This window comes from Phenylobacterium sp., assembly GCF_035309685.1.
Taxonomy (GTDB): domain Bacteria; phylum Pseudomonadota; class Alphaproteobacteria; order Caulobacterales; family Caulobacteraceae; genus Phenylobacterium.
Map to the genome: position 1 here is coordinate 103,830 of NZ_DATGEX010000026.1, position 23,219 is coordinate 127,048.

The 23,219-nt window shown below is 68.7% G+C and carries 25 protein-coding genes; 11 read left to right on the top strand and 14 right to left on the bottom strand.

Features of this window, described 5'->3' with window-relative positions; all coding sequences use genetic code 11:
- Positions 1–10: 10 nt before the first annotated feature.
- Positions 11–364 (bottom strand): VOC family protein, encoded by a 354-nt coding sequence (locus VKQ35_RS08505; RefSeq protein ID WP_324360518.1) that lies wholly within the window; start codon positions 362–364, stop codon positions 11–13.
- Positions 365–500: 136 nt separating this feature from the next.
- On the opposite strand from VKQ35_RS08505, the gene VKQ35_RS08510 reads away from it, so the two are divergent.
- Positions 501–935 carry an OsmC family protein gene (locus tag VKQ35_RS08510; RefSeq protein ID WP_349254740.1) on the top strand — a complete coding sequence of 145 codons (435 nt, stop codon included), beginning with the start codon at positions 501–503 and terminating at the stop codon, positions 933–935.
- Here VKQ35_RS08510 and VKQ35_RS08515 read toward each other — a convergent pair.
- The 3 genes from VKQ35_RS08515 to VKQ35_RS08525 form a co-directional block, all read right to left on the bottom strand.
- Positions 932–1,786, bottom strand: coding sequence for an EamA family transporter (locus VKQ35_RS08515; RefSeq protein ID WP_324360520.1), 855 nt, complete (start codon positions 1,784–1,786; stop codon positions 932–934). The two genes, VKQ35_RS08510 and VKQ35_RS08515, sit on opposite strands and share 4 nt — an antisense overlap.
- 13 nt (positions 1,787–1,799) lie before the next feature.
- Positions 1,800–2,462, bottom strand: coding sequence for a methyltransferase (locus VKQ35_RS08520; protein WP_324360523.1), 663 nt, complete (start codon positions 2,460–2,462; stop codon positions 1,800–1,802).
- 124 nt (positions 2,463–2,586) lie between these two features.
- Positions 2,587–3,030, bottom strand: coding sequence for a hypothetical protein (locus VKQ35_RS08525; RefSeq protein ID WP_324360525.1), 444 nt, complete (start codon positions 3,028–3,030; stop codon positions 2,587–2,589).
- A 197-nt stretch (positions 3,031–3,227) separates the two neighbouring features.
- Between VKQ35_RS08525 and VKQ35_RS08530 the strand changes: the two genes are divergently transcribed.
- Positions 3,228–3,752, top strand: a complete 525-nt coding sequence (locus tag VKQ35_RS08530) for a GFA family protein (RefSeq protein WP_324360527.1) — start codon at positions 3,228–3,230, stop codon at positions 3,750–3,752.
- Positions 3,753–3,857: 105 nt separating this feature from the next.
- Positions 3,858–5,567, top strand: coding sequence for a S10 family peptidase (locus tag VKQ35_RS08535; protein ID WP_324360529.1), 1,710 nt, complete (start codon positions 3,858–3,860; stop codon positions 5,565–5,567).
- Positions 5,568–5,618: 51 nt separating this feature from the next.
- Here the strand turns inward: VKQ35_RS08535 and VKQ35_RS08540 are convergent, their stop codons facing one another.
- Positions 5,619–5,948 carry a hypothetical protein gene (locus VKQ35_RS08540; RefSeq protein ID WP_324360531.1) on the bottom strand — a complete coding sequence of 110 codons (330 nt, stop codon included), beginning with the start codon at positions 5,946–5,948 and terminating at the stop codon, positions 5,619–5,621.
- 166 nt (positions 5,949–6,114) lie between these two features.
- Complete coding sequence (locus tag VKQ35_RS08545; RefSeq protein WP_324360533.1) at positions 6,115–6,492, bottom strand: helix-turn-helix transcriptional regulator; 378 nt, start codon at positions 6,490–6,492, stop codon at positions 6,115–6,117.
- A 181-nt stretch (positions 6,493–6,673) separates the two neighbouring features.
- Between VKQ35_RS08545 and VKQ35_RS08550 the strand changes: the two genes are divergently transcribed.
- The 4 genes from VKQ35_RS08550 to VKQ35_RS08565 are packed head-to-tail and all read left to right on the top strand — an operon-like array spanning position 6,674 to position 10,732.
- On the top strand, positions 6,674–7,702 hold the full coding sequence (locus VKQ35_RS08550) for an aldehyde reductase (RefSeq protein WP_324360535.1): 1,029 nt from the start codon (positions 6,674–6,676) through the stop codon (positions 7,700–7,702).
- A 5-nt stretch (positions 7,703–7,707) separates the two neighbouring features.
- Entirely contained in the window at positions 7,708–8,076 is a 369-nt protein-coding gene (locus VKQ35_RS08555) for an MmcQ/YjbR family DNA-binding protein (protein WP_324360536.1), read from the top strand.
- Positions 8,077–8,113: 37 nt separating this feature from the next.
- Positions 8,114–9,490: a serine hydrolase domain-containing protein gene (locus VKQ35_RS08560; protein WP_324360538.1), complete on the top strand. Its 1,377-nt coding sequence runs from the start codon at positions 8,114–8,116 to the stop codon at positions 9,488–9,490.
- 3 nt (positions 9,491–9,493) lie between these two features.
- On the top strand, positions 9,494–10,732 hold the full coding sequence (locus VKQ35_RS08565; RefSeq protein WP_324360540.1) for a hypothetical protein: 1,239 nt from the start codon (positions 9,494–9,496) through the stop codon (positions 10,730–10,732).
- Positions 10,733–10,874: 142 nt separating this feature from the next.
- On the opposite strand, the gene VKQ35_RS08570 is transcribed toward VKQ35_RS08565, so the two are convergent.
- From VKQ35_RS08570 to VKQ35_RS08585, 4 genes are read right to left on the bottom strand one after another with little or no spacing between them, the layout of a single operon-like run.
- The gene (locus tag VKQ35_RS08570; RefSeq protein ID WP_324360542.1) at positions 10,875–11,372 is read right to left on the bottom strand and encodes a GFA family protein; all 498 of its coding nucleotides are present in this window, start codon (positions 11,370–11,372) and stop codon (positions 10,875–10,877) included.
- 44 nt (positions 11,373–11,416) lie between these two features.
- Positions 11,417–12,361 carry a fatty acid desaturase family protein gene (locus tag VKQ35_RS08575; RefSeq protein ID WP_324360544.1) on the bottom strand — a complete coding sequence of 315 codons (945 nt, stop codon included), beginning with the start codon at positions 12,359–12,361 and terminating at the stop codon, positions 11,417–11,419.
- Positions 12,362–12,379: 18 nt separating this feature from the next.
- Entirely contained in the window at positions 12,380–13,396 is a 1,017-nt protein-coding gene (locus VKQ35_RS08580; RefSeq protein WP_324360546.1) for a UbiA family prenyltransferase, read from the bottom strand.
- A gap of 43 nt (positions 13,397–13,439) precedes the next feature.
- Positions 13,440–13,718, bottom strand: coding sequence for a hypothetical protein (locus VKQ35_RS08585; RefSeq protein ID WP_324360548.1), 279 nt, complete (start codon positions 13,716–13,718; stop codon positions 13,440–13,442).
- Between the two features lie 456 nt (positions 13,719–14,174).
- On the opposite strand from VKQ35_RS08585, the gene VKQ35_RS08590 reads away from it, so the two are divergent.
- Positions 14,175–15,962 carry an ABC transporter ATP-binding protein gene (locus tag VKQ35_RS08590; RefSeq protein ID WP_324360550.1) on the top strand — a complete coding sequence of 596 codons (1,788 nt, stop codon included), beginning with the start codon at positions 14,175–14,177 and terminating at the stop codon, positions 15,960–15,962.
- On the opposite strand, the gene VKQ35_RS08595 is transcribed toward VKQ35_RS08590, so the two are convergent.
- The 3 genes from VKQ35_RS08595 to ppk2 form a co-directional block, all read right to left on the bottom strand.
- The gene (locus tag VKQ35_RS08595) at positions 15,959–17,185 is read right to left on the bottom strand and encodes a winged helix-turn-helix domain-containing protein (protein ID WP_324360552.1); all 1,227 of its coding nucleotides are present in this window, start codon (positions 17,183–17,185) and stop codon (positions 15,959–15,961) included. The genes VKQ35_RS08590 and VKQ35_RS08595 overlap by 4 nt on opposite strands.
- Positions 17,186–17,315: 130 nt before the next feature.
- On the bottom strand, positions 17,316–18,299 hold the full coding sequence (locus VKQ35_RS08600; RefSeq protein WP_324360554.1) for an aldo/keto reductase: 984 nt from the start codon (positions 18,297–18,299) through the stop codon (positions 17,316–17,318).
- Positions 18,300–18,330: 31 nt separating this feature from the next.
- A complete protein-coding gene (ppk2, locus tag VKQ35_RS08605) occupies positions 18,331–19,092 on the bottom strand; it encodes a polyphosphate kinase 2 (RefSeq protein ID WP_324360557.1) in 762 nt (253 codons plus the stop codon).
- Between the two features lie 47 nt (positions 19,093–19,139).
- Here ppk2 and VKQ35_RS08610 point away from each other — a divergent pair, with 47 nt between their 5' ends.
- The 3 genes from VKQ35_RS08610 to VKQ35_RS08620 all read left to right on the top strand — a co-directional run bounded on the left by VKQ35_RS08610 (position 19,140) and on the right by VKQ35_RS08620 (position 22,418).
- Positions 19,140–19,970 carry a 16S rRNA (uracil(1498)-N(3))-methyltransferase gene (locus VKQ35_RS08610; protein WP_324360558.1) on the top strand — a complete coding sequence of 277 codons (831 nt, stop codon included), beginning with the start codon at positions 19,140–19,142 and terminating at the stop codon, positions 19,968–19,970.
- A 110-nt stretch (positions 19,971–20,080) separates the two neighbouring features.
- Entirely contained in the window at positions 20,081–21,436 is a 1,356-nt protein-coding gene (locus VKQ35_RS08615; RefSeq protein ID WP_324360560.1) for a glutamate--cysteine ligase, read from the top strand.
- A 346-nt stretch (positions 21,437–21,782) separates the two neighbouring features.
- A complete protein-coding gene (locus VKQ35_RS08620; RefSeq protein ID WP_324360562.1) occupies positions 21,783–22,418 on the top strand; it encodes a hypothetical protein in 636 nt (211 codons plus the stop codon).
- A 168-nt stretch (positions 22,419–22,586) separates the two neighbouring features.
- On the opposite strand, the gene VKQ35_RS08625 is transcribed toward VKQ35_RS08620, so the two are convergent.
- Entirely contained in the window at positions 22,587–23,117 is a 531-nt protein-coding gene (locus VKQ35_RS08625; RefSeq protein WP_324360564.1) for a DUF427 domain-containing protein, read from the bottom strand.
- Positions 23,118–23,219: the final 102 nt, after the last annotated feature.

The window sequence follows — 23,219 nt, forward strand, 5'->3', positions numbered from 1 at the left end:
AACCTCAGCGCTAGGCCACCGTGAACACGCCCAGTTCATTGCCGCCCGGATCACGGAAGTGGAACCGGCGCCCGCCCGGGAAGCTGAAGATCTCCCTGGTGATCACCCCGCCCGCCGCCTTCACCTTGGCCTCCATGCCTTCCAGGTCGTGGGCGAAGAGGATGACCAGCGGCTTGGCGACCACCTGGGTCATGTCTTCCTGGGCGCCGTAGAAACCGCCGTCCAGGCCTTCGTTCATGGCGGCGTAGTCGGGGCCGTAGTCGGTGAAGCTCCAGCCGAAGGCGGCGGCGTAGAACGCCTTGACAGCCGGCAGGTCGCCACCGCCGGGAAACTCCACATAGTCGATCTTGCCGTCTTCGCGCATCGTCCGTCGTCCCGAGATGTTGCCAATTTGTTCCAGCATATTTCGCGGGTCTGGGCGAGTCGAGTCGATTGTCGCGCGGCCGAGGTGGCGGCGGGGCGCGCGGACGCCTAGCTGGTGTCGCAGGCAACCTCAGGAGATGACGATGATCCGCAAGGCGAACGCGGTGTGGCGCGGAACAGGGCGCGATGGCGCGGGCGATCTCTCTACCGCGTCCGGTGTGCTGAACCGCACGGCCTACAGCTACAAGACCCGCTTCGAGGACGAGCCCGGGACCAATCCGGAGGAGCTGCTGGCCGCGGCCCACGCCGGCTGTTTCACCATGGCGCTGGCCTTCGCCCTGCAGCAGGCGGGGATCACGCCGCTGGAGCTTTCCACGGAAGCCGCGGTCTCGCTCGATCCGGCGGACGGCGGCGGGTTCAGGATCAGCCGGTCGGCGCTGACGCTGCGGGCCAAGATCCCCGGGATCGACGACGCCAGGTTCCAGGACCTGGCCAAGACGGCCGAGCAGAACTGCCCGGTCTCCAAGGTGCTGAACGCCGAGATCACGCTGGACGCCCGGCTGGAGGTCTAGCTCGCCAGCAGCAGGGCGCCGGCCGTAATCATCACCGCGCAGACCCCGCGCCGCACCGTGAAGCGCTCCTTCAGGAACAGGGCGCCGATGATGGCGGCGAACAGGATCGCGGTCTCGCGCAGGCCGGAGACCTGGGCCATGGGCGCCCGCGACAGAGCCCAGACGACCACGCCGTAGCCCAGGAAGCCCAGCACGCCGCCGCCCAGCGCCTTCAGCGTCTCCGGATCGAGGCGCAGCGGCGGGAAGCGCCGGCGGATCGCCAGATAGACGAACGGCATCGGCGCGCCTTGGGCGAGCGTCATCCAGGCGACGTAGGAAAAGGCGTGGCCGGATAGCCGCACGCCCACGCCGTCGGTCACCATGTAGCCGGCGATGAAGCCGCCGGTGATCAAGGCCGCGACCGTCGAGCGCAGGTCCGGCCGGTCCTTGCCGAGGCTTAAGGCCACGATGCCGCCGCTGACCAGGGCCAGTCCCGCCATCGCCTGAGGCGCCAGACGTTCGCCCGCGAACACCGCCGCGCCCAGCGCCACCAGCAGAGGCGCCGAGCCGCGCGCCACCGGATAGACCTGGCCCAGCTCACCCTTCTCGTAGGCGCGCACCAGGAAAAGGCAGTAGCCGATCTGCAGAGCCGAGGAGAGGATGGCATAGGGCCAGCTCGCCGCCGCCGGAAGCGGCAGGAAGAAAATCGCGACCGCTGAAAAGGCCGCGGCCACCACGCACATCAGAGTCATCGACCACAGCCGGTCGAGCCCGCTGCGCAGCATGGCGTTCCAGGTCGCATGCATGAGGGCTGCGCCCAGCACCAAGGCCACGACGAACGGCGGCATGCCGAAGCTTGGGGGCGCGCTCAAGGCCTGGTCCTGCTCAAGGCAGGGCCCAGACGGCTGTCTTCTTCACCGCCATGTCTTCCAGCTCCCGGGTCGTCGGGACCTGGTATTCGGCGAGTCGGGTGAGACCCGTGCGCGGGAAATAGCTGCGGCCGGGATCGCCGATCAGCACGGTCGCGCCGGCCGCGCGCGCGGCGGCGAGCCAGGCCAGCACGCGCTCGGCCAGCGGCTTCTCGTAGCAGATGTCGCCGGCCAGGATGACGTCGGCCCAGGCGGGCGCTGGAGCGTCCAGCAGGTTCTCCGAGGTGAAGCCGCAGGCGACCCCGTTGACCGCCGCGTTCGCCGCCACCGCCGCCTCGCAGAAGAGGTCGATGTCGGCGCACAGCACGTCCGCCGCCCCGGCCTTCATCGCCGCGATGCCGACCATCCCGGACCCCGCCGCGAAGTCGACGACGCGCTGGCCGGCGACGGTCTCAGGATTGTCGATCAGATAGCGCGCCAGCGCCTGGCCGCCGGCCCAGGCGAAGGCCCAGAAGGGCGGCGGCAGGCCGATCGCCTCCAGCGCCTCTTCGGTCAGTTTCCAGATCGGGGTGATCTCGTCGGCGAGATGCAGCTCGATCTCGGCGACGTGCGGCGGGCGCTGCAGGCGGGTGTTGGCGACGATGAAGTCGCGGCGGCCTTGCAGGGTGGCGGGGATCATCCGCTCCCTGTCGGGGCGCGGGCGGTTCAGGTCAAGGCTGAGCCGGCGCCACCCGGCCGCCGTCCACGCGCCAAGGCGTGGGGGATAGCGGCGGCCGGGCCCCGGAGGACAGGGTCAGCTCAGCTTAGGAGCACGGAATCCAGTTGTAGCGCTGGGCCTGAGCGTCCCAGGACCAGTTGCCGCACGCCTGCGCCGGAGGCGCGGCCTGAGCGGGCGGCGGCGGGGGCGCATAGCCGTAGTCCGAGGCGTAGGGGTAGGGCGCGTAGCCGTAGCCCGGATAGAAGCCGTAGTCCGGGTACCAGGGGTAGGCGCCGAGCGCCAAGCCCAGGCCCACGCCGCCGAAAAAGGCGCCGCCGCCGTAGAAGTGGCCGCCGCGGAAACCACCATCGCGGAAGCCGCCGCCGCGGAATCCGCCACCGTGGAAACCACCGCCATGGAAGCCGCCGCCATGGAAGCCGCCACCGCTATGGCCGCCGCCGCCATGGGTTTGCGCCGCCGCGCTCAGCGGGACGGCGATCAGGGAGGCGCCCGCGAGGGCCGCCAGAACGGGTTTCAGAAGGGCTTTCAAATGGACCTCCATTTTCCAGAGGCCGTGGGTCACAATGGCCGACGGTCGAAGTCGCCGATCGTCCCAATCGGGTCTTCCAAGAGATAGGGGCGAAACGGCCCGGCGCCAGGGAAAAACGTGATGCATTTTGGGTCTTTAGGTGACCATTGCGGGGCATTTCTTGCGGCGCTGAATTATCCGGCCCCGGGGTGTCGGCGATGAAGCAAGCCGCTCCGAAACCCGGGTCCGACCCCAAGGTCCGCAAGGCCTCCGCCGTCCAGGCGAAAGGCGCCTGCGTCTGCGGCGCGGTCCGCTTCGAGATCGACGTGCCGGCGGTCTGGGCCTGGCACGATCACTCCGAGCGCAGCCGCCGCGCCCAGGGCTGCGCCTACGCGACCTATGTGGGCAGCTGGAAGAGCCGCTTCCGCCTGCTGGCCGGCGAGGAACATCTGACCCGCTACGAGGACGCCGACGCCGGCACGGCGCGCAGCTTCTGCGCCCGCTGCGGCACGCCGATGTTCTACGAGCGCGCCCGCTCGCCCAAGATGGTCAACATCCCGCGCGCGGTGTTCCGCGAACGGACCGGCCGCGACACCCGCTATCACATGAACCTCTCCGAACAGGCCGACTGGACCTGGACCGGCGAGGCGCTGAAGCCGCTCAAGGGCTATCCCGGCGTGATGTGGGAGCCGCCGCGCAAGAAGAAGCCGGCGCGCGTCGTCGACTCGATGTTCGAGGCCTGAACGCCGGGCAGACGCGCGGAAATATCGCCGGTCTTTCGGCGCCCGGTTGTCAAGGCCGGCCCCCGCGGCCTAGCTTGCGCGCACAATTTTTCGGGGGATTCCGACGTGCTGAGGAAAGTCTTGTTGGCGGGCGCCGCCATGTCGTTTGTCGTGGGCGCCGCCATGGCCCAGCCGCCGGCCGCGGAGCGCGGCGGTGAGCGTTCCGGCGACCGTCCCGCCGCCGCGCGGCCCGGGCCCACCATGCAGGCGGAAGGCAAGAAGCCGGACGCCTCGACCGCCGAGCCGAACGCCGGCGTGCTGTTCAAGCCGGAGCATTTCGAGAGCGAGGGCGTGGTCACCGTCGAGGGGCAGGCGATCCCCTACCGCGCGGTCGCCGGCGCCATCGTCGTCCACCCACGCGGCTGGGACGATGCGGCGCGCAAGGAAGCCGCGCCCGGCCCAGGCGCCAACCTAGGCGCCGGCGGCAATCCCGAGGCCGAGGCCTCGATGTTCTACACCGCCTATTTCAAGAAGGGCGCGCCCTCGGCCGACCGGCCGATCACCTTCATCTACAACGGCGGTCCCGGCTCCTCGACCATGTGGCTGCACCTGGGCGCCTGGGGGCCGAAGCGGATCGTCACCGCCGACAACGGCGCCCACACGCCGGCCGCGCCCTACCAGCTGATCAACAACAGCTATTCGATGATGGACGTCAGCGACATGGTGTTCATCGACGCCCCGGGCGCGGGTTTCTCGCGCATCGCCGGGCGCGACAAGGAAAAGGCCTTCTGGGGCGTCGATGAGGACGGCGCCGCCTTCACCCAGTTCATCCTGGCCTTCCTGTCGCAATACGGCCGCTGGAACAGCCCCAAGTACCTGTTCGGCGAGAGCTACGGCACGCCGCGCTCGGCGGTGCTGATCAACAACCTGGAGACCGGCGAGAGCGTCGACTTCAACGGCGTGATCCTGCTCTCCCAAATCCTCAACTTCGCGCTCAGCGTCGACGGCGCCGAGAACAATCCGGGCAGCGACCAGGCCTATATCACCGCGCTGCCGACCTATGCGGCCAGCGCCTGGGCCCGCAAGCTGGTGCCCGGCGCGCCGGCGACCATCGAAGCCTATATGAAGGAGGTCGAGGACTTCGCCACCGGCGACTATGCCGTCGCCCTGCAGAAGGGCTCCGAGCTGGACCCGGCCAGGAAGCGCCAGATCGCCGAACGCTACGCGCACTACACGGGTCTTCCCGCCGCGTATGTTCTCCGCGCGGACCTGCGGATCACCGGCGGCGAGTTCGAAAAGGAGCTGCAGGTCGATCAGGGCCTGACCACCGGGCGCCTCGACACCCGCTTCTCCGGCCCGGACCTCGATCCGCTCTCCAAGGAAGCCAGCTACGACCCGCAGTCCTCGGCGCTCTCGTCGGCCTATGTAAGCGCCTTCAACGACTATGCCCGCAAGACGCTGGGCTACGGCGAAGGCAAGGTCTTCAAGCCTAGCGTCAACGTCTTCCGCTTCTGGGACAACAACCACACCCCGCCTGGGCGTGGCGGCGGTTCGCCGCGGGCCATGCTGAACGTCATGCCGGACCTGGCCAACGCCATGAAGCAGAACCCGGGCCTGAAGGTGATGCTGCTGGGCGGCTACTACGACCTGGCGACGCCCTTCTACGAGGGCTGGTACGAGATGCACCACCTGCCGATGCCCGACAGCCTGCAGCCGAACATCAGCTACCACTACTACGAGAGCGGCCACATGGTTTACGCCAAGGAGTCGTCGCTGAAAGCGATGCACGACGACGTGGCCGCCTTCATCTCCAAGACCCACGGGCCGGCGCGCTAGGCCGAAATAGAGCCTCCTCCTTCCCTTGCGGGAGGAGGATTCGATAGCGGTTCAGTCTTCGCCGTCGGTCTTGGCGATCGCCTTGCCGTTCCGGCCGCGCCGCAACAGCGAGGCCTGCCTGGGCATGGCGCGGCGCTTCTCCAGGTGCTCGTGAAACTGGCCGGCCTGGTTGATCAGCAGCGCCACGTCCATCAGGGCGACGAGGATGGTGCTGATCCCGCCGCCATGGGCGAAGTCCTTCGGCAGATCCTGGAACTGGTGGATCAGGCCCAGCACCAGGCCGAAGCCCAGGAAGGTGTTGTAACGCCGCCCGAGATTGGCCTGCAGCCATTCGTCGAGATGGTAGGCGAGCTTCGCCAGGTGGCGGATTCTGTACTTCATTCCCCAAGGCTCCTGCTTCGGGGACAGTCTAGCGCGTCAGACGCCCTCGGGGATGGGGAACCGACCACAAATGGAAATCCCCTCCCTGTGAAGGGAGGGGACAGCCCCGCGTGTGATCCAAGGGGGTGGCCGCGGGGCCTTGCGCGCGCGCTTGGCGCGCGGGCGTTCAGTCGAGGTCTTCGTCGTACTCGTCGGCGGGGACCATCAGCTCCGGCGTCGCCAGGGTGTCGTAGAAGTAGGACACCGGCACGTTCAGCGCGACGGCGACGCACCAGAGCTGCGAGGCGGACATGCTGCAAAGCCCGGACTCGTACTTGTGGACCTGCTGGAAGGTGACGCCGCAGGCGCCGGCCAGATCCTGCAGGGTGAGGTCCATCATGCGGCGGCGGATCCGGATGGCCTTGCCGAGGCGCTGCTGGATCATCTGGGTGGTGGCCGGGGTGATCGGCGCCGGGCGCAGGCGCAGCTTCGGGGCGTCGTTCGCGGCGCGCAGGTCCGAGACGGCGCTGGGGAGGGCGGGGGCGTATGCGGGGTGAGCTTCCATGCCCGCCAGAATGGCTGCGGCAGCCTGCCACGGGCAGTTGCAGCGACGGTCGGCGGGATGCACGGAGTTGCAAACTCGCTTGCCGAGCGAGTTTGGTTGCGCGCGCAAGTTAGGATTACGCGGGTCCGGAAACCTGCTATCAGCGCCATCTTAGCAGTGTAAACATAGCGGTGAGGCGATCATGAGCGGCGGCGAAACGGTGCTGGTGACCGGAGGATCGGGCTACATCGGGGGGTGGTGTGTCGCGAGCCTGCTGAGCCAAGGCTATGTGGTGCGCGCCACGGTCCGCGACCTGGCCAAGGAGGCCGCCGTCCGCGCCTCGCTCTCCAAGATCACCGATCCCGGCAACCGCCTCAGCTTCTACGCCGCGAACCTGACCTCCGACGACGGCTGGGACGCGGCCGTGGACGGCTGCGACTACGTCCTGCACGTGGCTTCGCCCTTGGGCGTCGCCGACCCGAAGGACCCCAACGACCTGATCGTCCCGGCCCGCGAGGGCGCGAAGCGCGCGGTCGGCGCGGCGATCAAGGCCGGCGTCAAGCGCGTGGTCCTGACCTCCTCGGTGGCGGCCACCGGCAAGGGCCGCGACTTCGCCGGCGACTGGACCAGCGACGAGACCGTCTGGACCGATCCCACCGAGCCCCAGGTCAGCGCCTACGCCCAGTCCAAGACGCTCGCCGAGCGCGCCGCCTGGGAGCTGATCCATTCGGCCAGCACGAAGACCACGCTCGCCACGGTCAATCCGGCCCTGGTGCTGGGTCCGGTCACCAGCGGCGACTTTTCCGACTCGGTGCAGGTGGTCGAGCGGCTGCTCTCCGGCCGCGTCCCCGGCATCCCGCGGCTGGGCTTCAACGTGGTCGACGTGCGCGACGTGGCCGACCTGCACATCCGCGCCATGACCGACGCGCACGCCGCGGGCGAACGGTTCATCGCGGCGGGGCAATTCGCCTGGATGGCCGACATCGCCTCCCTGCTGCGGGAGCGGCTGGGACCGGCGGCGGCCAAGGTCCCCACCCGCAAGGTGCCGAATTTCGTCATCCGGCTGGCCGGGCTGTTCGACAAGGACCTCGGCTCGGTCACGCCGTCGCTGGGCCTCAAGCACGACTATTCGTCGGACAAGGCCCAGCGGATCCTCGGCTGGAAGCCGCGCCCGATGGAGGAGACCATTCTCGACTGCGCCAACAGCCTGATCGCCAACGGGGTGGTCTGACAGCGATGCTCGCCGACCCCAATGCGGCGGCGGCCCGGTTGCGGGCGATCTGTCTGGCGCTGCCCGGCACAGGCGAGCGGCTCAGCCACGGCATGCCGGCCTTCGACGTGGCCGGGAAGATGTTCTGCTACTTCTGGCGCAACCACCATGGCGACGGCCTGACCGCCGCGGCGGTGAAGACCTCCGGGCGCGATGAGCAGGACCTGCTGATCGAGGTCGACCCCGACCTCTACAAGTGGCTGCCCTACATGAGCCCCGGGGGCTGGATCGGGCTCAACCTGGAAGCGGACAGCCATGACTGGGCCCACGTCGAGGCCCGGGTGCTGACGAGTTGGCGCCTGGCCGCGCCAAAACGGCTGGCGGACTCGGTCTGATCGGCCATAGTCGCGTCCTCGGATTGGGGAGCGGATCATGCGGATATGGGGTGTAACCCTTGCGGCGGCGACGCTGGCTTGCGCCCTGCCGGCATCGGCCGCTCCGCTCACGGCCCAGCAACAGCACGACATCGACGCCAGCGTCGGCGAGTGGCTGGCCAAGGCCGGCGCGCCGTCGGTCTCCATCGCGGTCGCGAGCGGCGGCGAGGTGGTCTACGCCAAGGCCTACGGCAAGGCGCGGCTGGCGCCGGACAAGGCCGCGACGCCCACGACCCGCTACGCCATCGACAGCATCTCCAAGGAGTTCACGGCGTCGGCGATGCTGAGGCTGCAGGAAGAGGGCAAGCTCAGCCTCGACGATCGCGTCGCCAAGTATTTCCCGGAGCTGGCCAGCGCCGACCAGGTGACGATCCGCCAGATCCTCAGCCACACCGCCGGCTACCGCGACTACTGGCCCCAGGACTATGTGACCGTCGAGATGGGCAAGCCCACCACCGTGCTCGCGGTGCTGGACGAATGGGCCAAGAAGCCGCTCGACTTCGCCCCGGGGACCGACTGGCAATACTCCAACACCGGCTTCGTGATCGCCGGCGCCATCGTCGAGAAGGTCTCCGGCCAGCCGCTGGTGGAGTTTCTGCGGGCGAACCTCTTCGCCCCCCTGAAGATGCAGGACGTCACCGACGCCGATCAGCGCGCGCTCGGTCCCGCCGACGCCGGCGCCTACACGCGCGCCGGCAATGGGCCGGTGCGCCCGGCGCCGAAAGAGGGCGCGGGCTGGCTGTTCGCGGCGGGCGAACTGGCCATGGCGCCCCGCGAACTGGCGAAGTGGGACATCAGCCTGATGGCGCGCGCCCTGCTGACGCCGGCCTCCTATGACGCGCTCTACACCCCGATCAAGCTCACCACTGGGCTCGACAGCCGCTACAGCCTGGGCCTGGGCGTGCGCGAGGATCACGGCCGCCTGGTGATCAGCCACGGCGGCGGCGGGTCGGGCTTCCTGTCGGCCAATGTGATGTTCCCGAAGGACAAGATCGCGATCGTCGCCTTCACCAACAACGACTGGGCCGATCCGGGCGCGGTGGCCCAGCGGGTCGCCTTCGCCGTCCTGCCGCCCACGGCCGCCGAGGCGCGCGCCCGCGCGGTCTTCGACGGCTTCCGCGCCGGCGCGGTCGACCGCGGCCAGTTCACCGACAACGGCAACGCCTACCTGACGGCCGCGGTCCTCGCCGACCAGAAGGCGGGCCTCGCCGCCTTCGGCCCGGCCCGGCTCTTCGAGCTGCAGGGCGAATCCACCCGCGGCGGCTTGCGCACGCGCAATTGGAAGATCACCACGGCCAAGGGATCGCTCAGCGTCGTCGAGCGCGGCTATCCCGACGGCAAGCTCGAACAGTTCATGGTCTCAAAGGCGGATTAGAAGATGGAACGCAAGAAGCGCGCCTTGGGCGCCCTGGTCGCGGCGGTGGTGCTGGCGGCGTCGTGGAACGCCCAGGCCCAGGCGCAACGCCGCCAGCCGCAGGAGGCCGACGGCTACACCCGCTACGAGTTGCTGGCGCCGGGGTCGGCGAAGTTCCGGATCATCTATGACATCACCGCGGTCCGGCCGGGCGCGACGGCCTTCTTCAACCCGATCCGCAAGGGCAGCGTCGCCTCCGACGAGAAGGTCACCGACCTCGCCACCGGCCAGCCGCTGAAGTTCGCCCAGGTCTCGGGCGAGAGCGCCAAGACCACCGGCCTGCCGGAGGCCGATCCGGCCAGCGACTACATCCGCGTCGAACTCGCCCGCCCGGTGCCGGCCGACGGCGGCCAGGGGCGCATCCTGATCGAGAAGACCTACGAGGATCCCAAGAGCTACAGGGTCGAGGGCAAGGACATCGTCTTCGACCGCGGCCTGGGCATCAAGAAGAACGCCGTCGTCCTGCCGCTGGGCTACGTGCTGGTCGACTGCAACTATCCGTCTCAGGTGACCCAGGAGCCCGACGGGCGCCTGCGGATCAGCTTCTTCAACATCACGCCGGGCGAGGCGCCGCTGAAGCTCCGCGCGACGCCGGGCGTGCTGTCGGCGACGCCGACCAGCGTGAAGGGCCGCAAGTTCGACGAGCGGGCGAAACAGACGCGCGACATCGTCTATTTCCTGCAAGCGCCGGAGACCCACGCCTTCGACCTCTACCACGACTACACCGAGGAAAAGGCTGGGGTCAGCCGCTACATCAATGTGGTGCGCACCGGATCGGTGGCGACCAATCCGTCCGCCCGCAACCTCGACACCGGCGAGGCGATTCCCGCCGTTCACCTGAAGGGCGAAGCGATCACCAAGGCCGGCATCGACGATCCGGAAATCGGCAAGGTCACCCCGGAAAGCGAGATCGTGGTCTTCAACTTCAAGCCGCTGAAGGCCGGCCAGTCGATCCGCCTGCGGATGAGCGAGACCTACACCGACCCGGGCCGCTACAGGCTGGTGGGCGACGAGCTGGTCTTCGACCGCACCTTCGGCCGCGCCGTGAACGCGGTGGTCCTGCCCAAGGGCTGGATGCTGACCAATTCCGCCTCGCCCGTTGTGGTCAGCCGCACCGAGGACGGCCGCCAGCGCCTCGACTTCAACAACGCCCGCCCCGACGAGGTCGAGGCGCTGTTCACGGCCAAGAAGATCGCGCCTTAAATTCCGGTGTCATCCCGGAACGTGCGAAGCGCGTGTCCGGGACCCATACACACGAAGCTCTGCTAACGAGACGCCGACCGTCGGCGTCTATAGGTCCCGGTCTTCGCGTACCGCGAAACCGGGATGACACCGGTTTGGGCGATCACGCCACCCACAGATGCCGCTGCCTGTGCCAGTCCTCGATCGACTGGGTCGGATAAAGGTCGAAGAGGGCGTCGTGCGGACCCTGGTCCACCTCGACCCAGGACGGTTTGAACTGCAGCATCAGGCGCACCCGCGACGGCGGGACCGGCAGCTCTGAATCGATGGCCGAGGCGAAGGGGTGGACCAGATCCGGCCAGGACGGGTCGTAGAGCCACAGCGCCGTGGCGCATTTGGAGCAGAAGTTTCGCTCGCCCGTCGAGACCTCGCAGGCGCCGTCCTCGCCCTCGATCTCGGCGCGGAAGACGCGGATGGCCTTGCCCGGATCGTCGACCTGCAGCGTCGCCATATCGGCGCCCAGGTTGATGGCGTAGCCGCCGCCACCGGCGGTCTTGCGGCAGATCGAGCAATAGCAGAGCTGATAGGGCTGTGGCGTGTGGCTCTGCACCGTGAACCGCACGGCGCCGCAGCGGCAGGAGCCTTCGAGGGTCATGGGCATGGGGCGTCTCCTCCCGGGTAAACGCCGAACCGCGGGATCGGCGCCTAGGCGGCCTTCGCCGTCGCCACCTTCAGCATGCTCAGGTACCCCGGCGCGGTCAGCATCGCCGGCATCACGCCCTTGGCCTTCAGCAGGCGGTGCGCGCGAGGCAGGTTGTAGCAGGGCACATGCATGAACATGTGGTGCTCGCAGTGGTAGTTCACGAAGTAGGGCGCGATCACCGCCCGCTCCAACCAGTTGGCGCTGGTGGTGCGCGCGTGGCGCAGCGGGTCGGGCTCGTTCTTGGCCACGCAGGCATGCTCGGCGATGTTGCGCAGCCGGCTGATCATCGGCAGCCACGTCGCCTGCGGGACCAGCCACAAGACCGGCCACACCCACCAGAGGCCGAAGGGCGCGGTCACGGCGACGGTCACCACCATGCCGGTGAGGAACCGGCGGCGGCCATAGATCGCCTCGCGCAGGATCGGCCAGAGCGGCTCGTCCGGCTTGCGGTTGGCGATGCGCTTCACCAGCCCCGACCAGCGCTGCTTCCAATAGGTCTGGCCGGTCAGGTCGCGCACGATTTTGCGGCGCAGCGACAGCCGCGTGATCGGGAAGGGCGCCGAGAGCGACAGGTCCGGGTCCTCGATCTGCTGGGCGTACTTGTGGTGCTTGAGGTGATAGTTGCGATAGTCGATCAGCCCGCCGGTGGTCAGGTGATTGCCCACCCAGTCGTTGACCTTCAGGTTCGGGTGCAGGCAGGCGTGCGCCGCGTCATGCATCAGGATCGCGACGCCGAGCTGGCGGCCGCCGATGATCACGATGGCCGCCGGAATGGCGATCAGCTTCCACCAGCCGGGCGCGGCGACCGCCACCGCCATGGCCAGGCCGATGACGATCCAGGCATGCGCCAGCAGCGCCAGCCCCATCCACGGCGAACGGCGCGCGAGCGGGCTCCATTCCTGCGGCGTGAAATAGCTCTTCGGATCGACGCGGGTCGCAACGGCCATGAGACGATTATACCGCGTCTAGAAGAGTTGCGGAATTCGTGTGCCCGCGACGATCGCCAGCACCAGGATCAGACCCGCCCAGCTGTTGGACTTGAAGAGCCGCAGCGCCCGCGCGCCGTCGTCGACCCGCACCTTGCGGGCCTGGGAGCAGAGCTGTACCCCATAGGCGATCAGCGCCAGGTAGAAGAAGGGGCCAAGGCCCGCCGCGGCGCCCATGCCGATCAGGATCGCCAGGCTCGCCAGATAGAAGCCGAGGATCGCCAGCGGGGCGTGGCCGCCCAGCCGCCGCGCCGAGGATTTCACCCCGGCCAGCGCGTCGTCCTCCAGGTCCTGGATGGCGTAGATGGTGTCGTAGCCCAGCGTCCAGAACACGCCCGACGCATAGAGCAGGACCGCCGGCCAGGTCAGCGCGCTGTCGGCCAGCGCCCGCATCAGGAACTGGCTGTCGCCGCTGGTCAGGATGTAGGGCGCCATGCCGCGCCAGAACGCCGGCCCGGCTCCGGTCGCCGCCGAAAAGCCCAGCAGCGCACCCCAGTTGAAGGTGAGGCCGAGCCAGGCCTGCGGCCACCAGGTGATCCGCTTCATGAACGGATAGGCGGCGACCAGTGCGACCGAGGCGACCCCCAGCAGCACCGCCGTCGGCGGCAGGCTGAGCAGGATGGCGAGCGAGGCGAGACAACAGACGATGACGTAGGCCCAGGCCTGCCGGACGCTGATCTGGCCGGCGGGAATCGGGCGCATCGCGGTGCGCGCCACCTTGGCGTCGATGTCGCGGTCGACGATGTCGTTGTAGGCGCAGCCCGCCGAGCGCATCAGCGCCGAGCCGAGCGCCACCAGCCCCATCAGCCCGATGTCCGGCAGCCGCTGCTCCAGCGCGTCAGCGAGCGCGATCCCCTGCCAGCCCGGCAGCATCAGCAGCCAGATCCCCGTCGGCCGGTCGAACCGCCCAAGCTTCAGCCACGGCCGCAGGCCCAAGGGCGCGAAACGGTCGACCCAGTTCGAGGGCGCGGCGTCAGGGAGCGGGGTCGCGGTCATCTGCGGTCCATTTATGGGCCGCGCCGCAGCGGCGCCAGCGCCTTCAGGCCCCAAGCGCGCGGCCCGATCGCCGCAGATGCTCGCGGCCCATGGGCGTCAGCGCCACCACCGCCTCGGCCGGACCGGACCGTTCGCGGCGCACCCAGCCCTGGTCCACCGCGTCCTCCCACACCGTCAGCCTCGGGCATGAGGTGCGCCAGGCCTCCATAACCTCGGCATAGGGCCGGCCCTGCGGCCCCAAGGATTCCAGGAAATCCAGGATCAGCGATGAGGTGGGATCGGCCGCAGCCGGTACGCCGCCAAGTGCGGATTGGTCGGTCATCTTCAGGTCCTCCGGTGCGCACGGGAGCGGGCGCACAGGGCCCGCAACGTCGCAGCGCGGCCATTGTCCGCCCGCCGCCGCGGCCCGGCAAGAGCGCCACTGTGGCGCGCCCGCCACCGTGGCCAGAAAGCCCGAACAGGGTTCCGCCATCGCCTTGACGCTCCAACCCCTCGCGCCTAGCTTCCGCTCCCTCAGCCACGCGAAAGGAGGGCCGAAATGACGTTCATTCCAGCTGCTCCCAAACCGTGCGCCGGGCCGCCGCCGCGCTGCTAACTCAACCGGACGGCTTCGTCTGAGGGCCTGGCCCGAAGTCTCGAAGCCCTTCCGCGCGCCCGGGGCCCTCCGGGGTTTCATCGAAACCCCCGCCTTACCCAAGACCATCCCTTCGCGCCCGCCGGCGCCGCCGTCTGAGTCCAGACATTCGCGGTCCACGGGCGCCGACATTCGAGTTTTAAGATGACCGACCACTACGAAGACACCGAGGACCAGAAGGAGCGGGTGCTGAAGAACAGCGCCGTCCTGGCCTTCATCGCCCGCTTCTGGCTGCGCCGCCCGTGGCTGCTGACCGGCACGGTGACGTTCGTCATGCTGGCGATCGCCTTCGACCTGGCGACCCCCTGGGCCGCGGGCAAGCTGGTGGACGCGGTGACCGGCGGGCCTTCGCGGCTGGCCACAGCCTGGCGCGCCTGGGCGATCTTCGTCGGCGTCTATTTCGCCTTCTCGACGATCCGCAATCTCTCCATGCGGTTCTGGATTCCGCTGGCCAGCGCCAACATGAAGGAGATGACCGACGAGGGCTTCAAGAAGGTCCAGTCGTTCAGCGCCGACTGGCACGCCGACACCTTCGCCGGCGCCACGGTGCGCCGCCTCTCCCGCGCCATGTGGGGCTACGACAGCGTTTCGGACGCGGCTCTGGTGTTCCTGGGTCCCGCGATCCTGGTGCTGATCGGGCTCTGCGCGATCATGGCCTGGCGCTGGCCCATGGTGGGCGCCTTCGCGACGGTGATGGTGACGCTCTACATCGCCTCGAACATCTTCCTGACCAACCGCTTCGCGCGGCCGCTGAACCTGCGCTCGGTGGCCTTGGACAGCCGCATCGGCGGCGCGCTTTCCGACTCCATCGCCTCGAACCCGACGGTGAAGAGCTTCGGCGCCGAGGCCCGCGAAGAGGCGCGGATCGCAAACGTCACCGACCAGTGGCGCCGCGCGGCCAACCGCACCTGGACGCGGTTCACCGACATCTGGCTGTTCCACAACACGCTGCTGGTGATCCTGCAGGCGGGGCTGACGGGCCTGCTGATCCGCCTCTGGGCCAGGGGTCAGGCGAGCCCGGGCGACGTCGCCTTCGTGATCACCAGTTTCATGCTGATGACCGGCTATCTGCGGAACATCGGCGACAACATCCGCATGACCCAGAAGGGTATGGACGACACCGAGGACGTGGCCCGCTACGCGACCATGGCCCCGCAGGTGATCGACGCGCCGAACGCCAGGGCCTTCCGCCCGGACCTCGGCGAGATCGTCTTCGACCGGGTGGTGTTCCGCTACAAGTCGGCGGCGACGCCGCTGTACGACCGCTTCACCCTGCGGATCGCGCCCGGCGAGCGGGTGGCGCTGGTCGGGCCGACGGGGGCCGGCAAGTCGACCTTCGTGAAGCTGATCCAGCGGCTCTACGACGTGGACTCCGGGGCGATTCTGGTGGACGGGCAGGACATCGCCTCCGTCAGCCAGGGCTCGCTCCGGCGCGCCATCGCGGTCGTGCCGCAGGACCCGGCCCTGTTCCACCGGACGCTCAGCGAGAACATCGCCTACGCGCGGCCCGACGCCACCCAGGACGAGGTCGAGCTCGCCGCCAGGCGGGCCCGCGCCCACGACTTCATCACGCGCTTACCGCAGGGCTATCGCACGCTCGTCGGCGAGCGCGGCGTGAAGCTCTCGGGCGGCGAGCGCCAGCGGGTGGCGATCGCGCGGGCCTTCCTGGCCGACGCCCCGATCCTGGTGCTGGACGAAGCGACGTCGTCGCTGGACGTGGAGACCGAGCGGCAGGTGCAGGCGGCCATGGAGGAGCTGATGGTCGGGCGCACCACCATCGTCATCGCCCACCGCCTGTCCACCATCCGCGGCGCCGACCGCATCCTGGTCTTCGAGGACGGCCGCATCGTCGAGGAGGGCAAGCACGCCGAGCTGGTCCAGAAGGGCGGCGCCTACGCCCGCCTGCATGCGGTGACGGAGGGATGGGCTTAGGAGCCTACGGCCTGCGCCAACATCCCGGCCAGGTCGCCCTTCTTCTCCACCCGGACGCTCTGAAGCCCCAGCCAGCCGGCCATCAGCTTCAGTTCCTGCGCCAGCCTGACCGGCGTTGCGTCCGACGCCCAGGGCTCGGCGTGACTGGCCTGGACGATCAGCACGCCGGCCTTGCGGTCGCTTTTCAGGTCGACCCGGGCCGTCAGCGCGTCGCCCTCCAGGAACGGCAGCACATAGTAGCCGTGGGTGCGCTTCTCGGCGGGCGTGTAGATCTCGATCCGGTAGCGGACGCCGAACATCCGCTCGGTGCGCTCGCGGAACCAGATCAGGTTGTCGAAGGGCGACAGCAACGCCTGGGCGTCGACCTTGCGCGGGCGCCTGGCGGCGGGGTCGACATAGGCCTGCTCCTTCCAGCCCTTCACCGTCACCGGGACCAGCGAACCCTCCTCGACCAGTTCGGCCATGCGCGCCTTGGCGCCCTCGACCGGCATGCGGAAATAGTCGCGCAGGTCCTTGGACGTCGCGACGCCCATCGCGCGGATCGCCATGCGGTAGAGCTCGCGGTGCGCGTCCTCTCTGGCGGGCGTCGGGGCCTCGACGATGGCGCGCGGCAGCACCTTTTCCGGCAGGCCGTAGACCCGCTCGAAGGTTCCGCGCCGGGTCGCCGTGGTCAGTTCGCCGGTCCAGAACAGGCCCTCCACGGCGGTCTTGGCGTGGCTCCAGCCCCACCAGCCGCCGACGCCCTTCTGGCCGATCTCCAGCTCCGAGGCCGACATCGGCCCGCGGCTGGCGATGGTCTGCAGCACCTTCTCCACGAAGTCGGCGTTCTCGCGCCGGAAGCGCGCGACGCCCTTCCACAAGCCCACGCCGTCGCGGGCGTCCTGCATGCGCCAGCGGAACAGCGGCTGGCTGCTGAGCGGCAGCAGTGAGGCCTCGTGCGCCCAGTATTCGAACAGCGGCCGCGTCTTCGCCCAGGCGACCTCCTCGAGCATCTCGCGCGAATAGGCGCCCAGCCGCGAGAACGCCGGCAGGTAATGGGTGCGGCTGACCACGTTGACGCTGTCGATCTGCACCACGCCCAGCCGCTCGATCAGCTTGACGAGCTGGCGTTTGGTCACCGGGCCTGAGGGCCTGGGCGTCGCGAACCCCTGGGCCGCCAGCGCGATCCGGCGGGCCTCGCCGCCAGATAGCGTGCTTTTCTGGGGCAGCTTATCCTTCGGCATGGCGTCCGCTTAGCCCCTCTGCGACTCGGCAGACGAGCCTAGCGGATCGAACAAAGAAAGAACAAGGGTCCGTTTAAAAATGGTTAACGGCGTAACCTCTTCCGCCTTGTTGGTAAGAACAAATTAAGAATTAAGCGTGATCTAACACTGGTTTTGGATTGTAGGGCGCTTCCAGCCGCTTGGCCTCCTCGTCGGTCAGTTTGACCTCGAGCGCCGAGACCGCGTCGTCGATGTGGCCGAGCTTGCTGGCCCCCACGATGGGCGCGGTGACCGCCTCGTTCCTCAAGACCCAGGCCAGCGCCACCTGCATGTTCGACAGCCCCTTTTCGCGGGCGATCTCGCCGACCACCTCGACCACCTTCTGGTCGGCCTCCCGATAGTAGAGGCGAGGGCTGAACTCGTCGGTCCGCGCGCGCTCGGTGTTGCCTTCCTTGGGCTGGGCGCGGCCGCCGGCCAGGTAGCCGCGGGCCAGCGGCGACCAGGGGATCACCCCGATGCCCTCCGCGCGGCAGAGCGGCAGCATCTCGCGCTCCTCCTCGCGATAGACCAGGTTGTACTGCGGCTGCATGGAGACGAACTTCACCCAGCCGTTAGCCTCGCTGGCCGCCAGCATGCGCGCGAACTGCCACGCGTACATCGACGACGCGCCGATGTAGCGGGCCTTGCCGGCCTTCACGACGTCGTTGAGCGCCTCCAGCGTCTCCTCGATCGGCGTCTCATAGTCGAAGCGGTGGATCTGGTAGAGGTCGACGTAGTCCATGCCGAGCCGTTTCAGGCTGGCGTCGATCTGGGCCATGATTGACTTGCGGCTGAGGCCCTTCTCGTTCGGCCCCTTGCCCATCGGTCCGTTGACCTTGGTGGCGACCACGATCTCCTCGCGGTTGGGCGAGAACTCCCGCAGCCAATGGCCGGTGACCGCCTCGCTTTCGCCGATGGAATAGACGTTGGCGGTGTCGAAGAAGGTGATGCCTTTCTCGATGGCGCTCTGGAAGAACGGTTTCGACTGCTCGCGGTCCAGCACCCAGGTCCGCCATTCCGGCGAGCCATAGGTCATGCAGCCGAGACAGAGGCGCGAGACTTTCAGACCGGTCTTGCCCAGACGAACCTGTTCCATGGCGTTCTCTCTACCAGGGGGTTTGGATTTGCTAGCGGTCCAGCCGCCCGTCGGTGAGGGCTTCTGTGTCGAACTCGAAGACCACCTTGGGGTCAGGCTTGTCGACGCCCTTGGCGATGGCCTTGGGCGCCAGCTCCTTCAGGAGGTAGCGCATGGTGTTCAGACGGGCCTTCTTCTTGTGGTCGGTGCGCACGATGATCCAGGGCGCTTCCTTGGTGTGGGTGCGCCGCAGCATCTGGTCGCGGGCCTCGGTGTAGGCGTCCCACTTCTCCTGGGCGACACCATCCAGCGGACTGACCTTCAGCGCCTTCAAGGGGTCGGTCCTGCGGGCCTTCAGGCGTTGCGCCTGCTCCTCGCGGGAGATGTCGAGCCACAGCTTGACGACCTTGAGGCCCGAGCCCACCAGCATGGCCTCGAAGGCCGGCGTGTCGCGCAGGAAGGTCTCGTGCTCGTCCTCGGTGCAGAAGCCCATCACCGGCTCGACGCCGGCGCGGTTGTACCAGGAGCGGTTGAACAGCACGAGCTCGCCCTCGCCCGGCAGGTGGCGGACATAGCGCTGGAAATACCACTGCGAGCGCTCCCGGTCGGTGGGCTTGGGAAGGGCGATGGCGCGGGTGTTGCGCACCGACAGGTGTTCGGTGATCCGCTTGATCGCGCCATCCTTTCCGGCGGCGTCGCGGCCCTCGAAGATGACCAGGCTCTTCTCGCCGGATTTGATCGCGGCCTGCTGGAACCGCACCAGGGCGGCCTGCAGGCTCTCCAGCTCGCGCTGGTAGTCTTGGTCTTTCGCCATGTCTTGAACCCTAGTCCCGATGAAGCCCCCGGCGCTACAACGGCTCGATGATCCGCCTGTTCATTCCGCACGACCTCAGCCCCGGCGCCGAGCTGGCCCTGGACCATGGCCAGAGCCACTACCTGGCCTCGGTGATGCGCCAGGGCGTGGGCGACGAGGTCCTGCTGTTCAACGGCCGCGATGGCGAGTGGCGCGCCACGATCACGGTCGTGACCAAGCGCGCGGTGGGCCTGCGCGCCGAGGCGCTGGCGCGGCCTCAGGCGAAGGGGCCGGACCTCGACCTCGTCATTGCGCTGGTCAAACGCAGCCGGCTGGAGACCATCGTCGAGAAGGCCGCCGAACTCGGCGCGCGCCGCGTCCTGCCCGTCGTCACCGAGCGCACCAACGCCGACCGCGCCCGGGTCGAGCGGCTGACCGCCATCGCCACCGAGGCGGCCGAACAGACCGGCCGGCTGGACGTGCCGGAGGTCCTGGAGCCGGTGAAGCTGAGGAAGCTCATCGAGGCTTGGGAGCCGGGCCGCAAGCTTCTCTTCTGCGACGAGGCCGGAGACGCATTGTCCATCCTGCAAGCACTCACCCCTCCCCCTCGCGGGGAGGGGGTAGGGGGTGGGGGCGCCCGCTCGGAGGGAGCCGGCAAGCCCGGCGCCGACACCCCCACCCCTAACCCCTCCCCGCAGGGGGGAGGGGACCCTTGGGCCATCCTGATAGGCCCCGAAGGAGGCTTTTCACCGGCCGAGCGCGCCACGCTGCGCGCGCTGCCCTACGCCGTTCCGGCCTCGCTCGGCCCGCGGATCCTGCGCGCCGACACCGCCGCGATCAGCGCGCTCACGCTCTGGCAGAGCGCGCTCGGCGACTGGACCGACCCAGAGACCGCATGAGAGACCGCCTGAGAGCCCCTTGAGCTTAGCTCGATTGCGCCCACCTATTCCGTCAACGTAAAGAGCACCGCCGCACACAGCGGTCCCGGTTGGGATGGGAAACGATACGCATGGCCGAGACCGCCACGGACGACCGTCCCCTGACGCTCGAAGACCTGGTCGCCTGGTTCGACAAGGGCTCCAAGCCCCAGGATCAGTGGCGCGTGGGCGCCGAGCACGAGAAGTTCGTCTTCCATCTGGGGACCCACACGCCGGTTCCCTATGAGCCGAACGGCATCAAGGCGCTGCTCGACGGCCTGACCCGCTTCGGCTGGGAGCCGGTCACGGAGGCGGGCAATGTCATCGCGCTGGAGCGCGGCAAGGCCAATGTCTCCCTGGAGCCCGGCGGCCAGTTCGAGCTCTCCGGCGCGCCGCTCGAGACCATCCACGATATCTGCGAGGAGACCGGCCAGCACCTGCAGGAGGTGAAGGTCGTGGCCGACGAGCTGGGCCTGGGGTTCTTAGGGTTGGGCTTCAGCCCCATCTGGCGGCGCGATCAGGTGCCGGTGATGCCCAAGGGCCGCTACAAGATCATGCGCGAATACATGCCCAAGGTCGGCGGCCTGGGCCTCGACATGATGTTCCGCACCTGCACCGTGCAGGCCAACCTCGACTTCGGCTCCGAGGCCGACATGGTGGCGAAGTTCCGCACCAGCCTCGCCCTGCAGCCGATCTGCACCGCGCTGTTCGCCAATTCGCCGTTCATCGAGGGCAAGCCCTCGGGCTTCGTCTCGGCCCGCGCCAACGTCTGGACCGACACCGACCCCGACCGCACCGGCATGCTGGACTTCGTCTTCGCGGACGGCTTCGGCTTCGAGACCTATGCCAACTACGCCCTGGACGTGCCGATGTATTTCGCCAAGCGCGGCGACCGCTATATCGACCTGGCCGGCCGCTCGTTCCGCGACTTCATGGACGGCAAGCTCGCCGAACTCCCCGGCGAAAAGCCGACGATGAAGGACTGGGCCGACCACACCACCACGATCTTTCCGGAAGTGCGCCTGAAGCAGTATCTGGAGATGCGCGGCGCCGACTCCGGTCCCTGGAGCCGGCTTTGCGCCCTGCCGGCGCTGTGGATGGGCATCTTCTATGACCAGGCCGCGCTCGCCGCCGCCTGGGACCTCTGCAAGGACTGGAGAATAGAGGACCATGAGCGCCTGCGGGCCGACGTCGCCCGCGTCGGCCTGAAGGCCCAGATCGCCGGCCGCAGCGTGCAGGACGTCGCCAAGGACATGCTGTCGATCGCCCGCGAGGGCCTCAAGCGCCGCAACCGGCTCTCCGGCGGGATGGTCGACGAGAGCGGCTACCTGGCCGAGCTCGACGAGATCGCCGCCAGCGGGATCACCCCGGCCGAGCGCCTGCTGGAGCTCTACAACGGCCCCTGGGCCGGCGACGCCGGCAAGGTGTTCGAAAGCTTCGCCTACTAGCGCAGGCGCCCACGACACAGCAGAGATCCTCCCCCAGGGCGAAGCCCGATTGAGGGGGAGGTGTCGCCGCGCAGCAAGGCGACGGAGGGGGTTGCAGCCCACTCCCCGAGCCGCCGCGAACCGCGCCGCGTCTTGGCCTGGAGCGGTCGCGTTCAACGTCCGCGGCGGGTGGATAGCGGACCCTGGCGCCAGGCAAGCTTAGCGACGCTCAGAAGGCGTCTTCAGCGAGAGGTCCGCAAGGGATCGACTTCGGACGTCACCACTCTTCCCGGAAACGGGCATCCAGGACCTCCTGATGGCTCCGCCTTGACACCCGGCTCGCTATGTTCTACTTTTGTTCTCAACCATGACCTCCGCCGATCCCCGCAGCCGACAGCTCTCCGAGATGGCCGAGTGCGCCTATCGGCTGGGCATGGCGTTCGGCGCGGCCACCGAGAAGGCGCAGGGCGCGGACGGCTGGCTCGCCTACTTCAACGCCTTCGACCGCTGTTTCTTCGCGGTGCGGGTCGCAACCGCGCTGCAGCTGCGTCTGGACCGGACGCCGGCTGAGCCGCGCGAGGCGGCCACGGACCGCGAGACTCTGATCGACCGCGCCGATCCGCCCGAAACCCCTGAGTCTGAGGCAGACCGCCATGACCGCGATCGCGGCTATGACGAGCGCGACCGGGACCGCGAGACCGAACGCGCCAGCCTGCCGATCCTGCTGCGCACGCTGGAGGGCGTCGCCGCCGACGCGGAGACGCTGCCGGGCGCCGAGCCCGCCGAACTCCTCACCCTGCGCGAGCTGATCGCCCACGCGAAGGCCGCGCCCAGCCCATCGGCCGCTCAGCCAAGGACAGCCCAGAGCCTGCGGTCCCGATTGGCCGGGTCCGGCGCCGCCCAGGCGCCCCCGCCGAAGGCGCATCTGGCCTCCCCCCACCTGGCGTCAAATGTCGGCCAGGTGCTGGCCGCCCGCCGCGCGACCGGTCCGCCGCGCCGCTGAGGGCGCTCAGTCCGTCCATCGAACCGCGGAGATCGCGGAGATCGCAGAGAGACGCCGGGATCGGTCCGATCCACGGCCGCCTCCGCGCATCTCAGCGATCTCCGCGGTTTGATTCGGCGAACGGCCCGACAGCTGCCCGGCGGGAAGCGTCACGCCCGAAGGGGAATCCTAGCGCAGGCCGCCGTCGTCGGTGGTCCTGGGCGTCTCGACGTTGGCCGGCCAGTGCTCGCGCTGCGAGGCGCCGGAGCCGCTGTCGGTGTGCTGCACCACGTTGTCGATGGTGATCGCGTAGTCCTCGTCGGGGCCGCCGCTCGATTTCCGATGCGGGCTCGCCGCCGCGTCGTCGACCGCATAGACCTCGATCTTGTCGGTGTAGAAGGCCAGCCGCTCGGCGATCGCCTCCATGGCCGGGTAGGGCAGCTCATAGGTCCAGACTGAATTCTCGGCGAACTGCCCGTCCATCAGCACGGTGTAGTAGCTGGCGTCGCCCTTGTAAGGGCAGTGGGTCGAGCGGGCGGTGCGGCTCATGAAGCCCATCTCCACGTCGGACCGAGGGAAATAGACCACCGGCGGATAGTCGGCTTCCTGCAGAACGATCGCGTCGGCGCTGTCGGCGATCACATGGCCGGCGAACTTTGCGCGCCAACGCTTGGCGGACGGGGTGAGCGTGATCGGATGGTCGGGGCCGGGCAGCTTCATGACGGGACTCCTTCAACGCCCCAGGAACGTTTGGGCGAGACCCAAGGCTCCCACGGCCTAGATGGGGCGCGGGCTTGCTTGTGCTGAGGGGGTCTAGATGAT

Coding starts and splice junctions, on each gene's coding strand:
- VKQ35_RS08505 (WP_324360518.1), bottom strand. CDS start 364: ATGCGCGAAGACGGCAAGATCGACTATGTGGAGTTTCCCGGCGGTGGC.
- VKQ35_RS08510 (WP_349254740.1), top strand. CDS start 501: ATGACGATGATCCGCAAGGCGAACGCGGTGTGGCGCGGAACAGGGCGC.
- VKQ35_RS08520 (WP_324360523.1), bottom strand. CDS start 2,462: ATGATCCCCGCCACCCTGCAAGGCCGCCGCGACTTCATCGTCGCCAAC.
- VKQ35_RS08530 (WP_324360527.1), top strand. CDS start 3,228: ATGAAGCAAGCCGCTCCGAAACCCGGGTCCGACCCCAAGGTCCGCAAG.
- VKQ35_RS08540 (WP_324360531.1), bottom strand. CDS start 5,948: ATGAAGTACAGAATCCGCCACCTGGCGAAGCTCGCCTACCATCTCGAC.
- VKQ35_RS08545 (WP_324360533.1), bottom strand. CDS start 6,492: ATGGAAGCTCACCCCGCATACGCCCCCGCCCTCCCCAGCGCCGTCTCG.
- VKQ35_RS08550 (WP_324360535.1), top strand. CDS start 6,674: ATGAGCGGCGGCGAAACGGTGCTGGTGACCGGAGGATCGGGCTACATC.
- VKQ35_RS08555 (WP_324360536.1), top strand. CDS start 7,708: ATGCTCGCCGACCCCAATGCGGCGGCGGCCCGGTTGCGGGCGATCTGT.
- VKQ35_RS08560 (WP_324360538.1), top strand. CDS start 8,114: ATGCGGATATGGGGTGTAACCCTTGCGGCGGCGACGCTGGCTTGCGCC.
- VKQ35_RS08565 (WP_324360540.1), top strand. CDS start 9,494: ATGGAACGCAAGAAGCGCGCCTTGGGCGCCCTGGTCGCGGCGGTGGTG.
- VKQ35_RS08570 (WP_324360542.1), bottom strand. CDS start 11,372: ATGCCCATGACCCTCGAAGGCTCCTGCCGCTGCGGCGCCGTGCGGTTC.
- VKQ35_RS08575 (WP_324360544.1), bottom strand. CDS start 12,361: ATGGCCGTTGCGACCCGCGTCGATCCGAAGAGCTATTTCACGCCGCAG.
- VKQ35_RS08580 (WP_324360546.1), bottom strand. CDS start 13,396: ATGACCGCGACCCCGCTCCCTGACGCCGCGCCCTCGAACTGGGTCGAC.
- VKQ35_RS08585 (WP_324360548.1), bottom strand. CDS start 13,718: ATGACCGACCAATCCGCACTTGGCGGCGTACCGGCTGCGGCCGATCCC.
- VKQ35_RS08590 (WP_324360550.1), top strand. CDS start 14,175: ATGACCGACCACTACGAAGACACCGAGGACCAGAAGGAGCGGGTGCTG.
- VKQ35_RS08595 (WP_324360552.1), bottom strand. CDS start 17,185: ATGCCGAAGGATAAGCTGCCCCAGAAAAGCACGCTATCTGGCGGCGAG.
- VKQ35_RS08600 (WP_324360554.1), bottom strand. CDS start 18,299: ATGGAACAGGTTCGTCTGGGCAAGACCGGTCTGAAAGTCTCGCGCCTC.
- ppk2 (WP_324360557.1), bottom strand. CDS start 19,092: ATGGCGAAAGACCAAGACTACCAGCGCGAGCTGGAGAGCCTGCAGGCC.
- VKQ35_RS08610 (WP_324360558.1), top strand. CDS start 19,140: ATGATCCGCCTGTTCATTCCGCACGACCTCAGCCCCGGCGCCGAGCTG.
- VKQ35_RS08615 (WP_324360560.1), top strand. CDS start 20,081: ATGGCCGAGACCGCCACGGACGACCGTCCCCTGACGCTCGAAGACCTG.
- VKQ35_RS08620 (WP_324360562.1), top strand. CDS start 21,783: ATGACCTCCGCCGATCCCCGCAGCCGACAGCTCTCCGAGATGGCCGAG.
- VKQ35_RS08625 (WP_324360564.1), bottom strand. CDS start 23,117: ATGAAGCTGCCCGGCCCCGACCATCCGATCACGCTCACCCCGTCCGCC.